Origin of the sequence: Arthrobacter sp. SAFR-023, assembly GCF_051965295.1 — a bacterium.
Lineage (GTDB): Bacteria > Actinomycetota > Actinomycetes > Actinomycetales > Micrococcaceae > Arthrobacter.
The window spans coordinates 1-1,264 of sequence record NZ_JBQCMF010000048.1; the positions used below are offsets into that span (position 1 = coordinate 1).

At 57.5% G+C, this 1,264-nt stretch carries 1 protein-coding gene; it reads left to right on the plus strand.

Translation table 11 applies throughout. The annotated features are described in order from the left end of the window. The coding region (istB, locus tag ACTHQX_RS21665; RefSeq protein WP_440159298.1) for an IS21-like element helper ATPase IstB at nucleotides 1-464 on the plus strand (464 nt) is incomplete at its 5' end. Nucleotides 465-1,264 lie beyond the last annotated feature (800 nt).

Genomic DNA, 1,264 nt, shown 5'->3' on the forward strand with positions numbered 1-1,264 from the left:
AAGAAGCAAAGAACGTAGTCCTACTCGGCCCGCCGGGCACCGGGAAAACCCATCTGGCCGTCGGGATCGGAATCCGGGCCGCACGCGCCGGGCATCGCGTCCTGTTCGACACAGCGACCGGGTGGGTATCGAGACTGGCCGAAGCCCACGACCGCGGACGGCTACCCCAGGAACTGGCCAAGTTGCGCCGTTACACGCTGCTCATCGTTGACGAAGTCGGTTACATCCCTTTCGACCAGGACTCGGCCAATCTGTTTTTCCAGCTGGTCTCATCCCGCTATGAACACGCCTCCCTGGTACTTACCAGCAACCTCGCCTTCAGTAGGTGGGGCGAGGTCTTCAGCGACGCGACAGTGGCCTCGGCGATGATCGACCGGATCGTTCACCACGCAGAAGTCCTGAACCTCACCGGCAGCAGCTACCGGCTCCGGAACAAGACAAGAACCCAGCTCAAGGCACAATAGAACAGTAACCCGTGGCCCTGTTTTCAGTTGGCAAAACTGGCCCTATTTTCGGTTGGCGTTAACACAGATTGGACTACACCTCAACCTGACGTCAGGAACACACTCAAAGCGGTCCCATTAGGGTCCCTATTTGGTAGTGCTTACGCACACTTGCGGAGGTCCTACATATCAACCTGACGCGTCTGTTGTTCCCGGGAGCCGGGCGACGGCGGGAGTCTCGTGTGAGTTTGGGTCACAGTGGCTGTGTCTATGCGTCACCGTTCCGTCATGTCGACATCCAGCAGCTCGGCCATGAAGGAATACGAAAGACCAGCCAGGCGGATACCTAACTTCCGGACGTCGGGCCAACAGCCTCCACTGCATCATGCAGTAGACGCAGAAGGTAACCATGAACAGGCAACGACGCGAAAACCAGAGATGCCGGGGTGATAGGCGGTGTGAGCATTATGAGCCAAGTGCACGGCAATGCTGTTTCTCAACGGAGCAAGGTTTTGCGCTAGAGCATCTGCGAGCGATTGGCGGAACCGATTCCGGAACAACTTCGGCACAAGTCATGTCGCACTCCCCCAGACCCACCATGAACAAGCAGAACAGTAACCACGAACCGAGAAGGAGCAGCCTGGTGAACACAAGAAAAGGAACCCGACGAGAAATTTTCTCAGGTCAGGTAACAAGCACCAAGACCACCGACCACGGAACGAAGAACCAGCCAACCAAACCACCTGTTAGCGGCCATGAAAAACTGCCCGTAGATGGCCACGGAATTGCCCGCTGATGGCCACCGGGACTGCCCGCCTGTG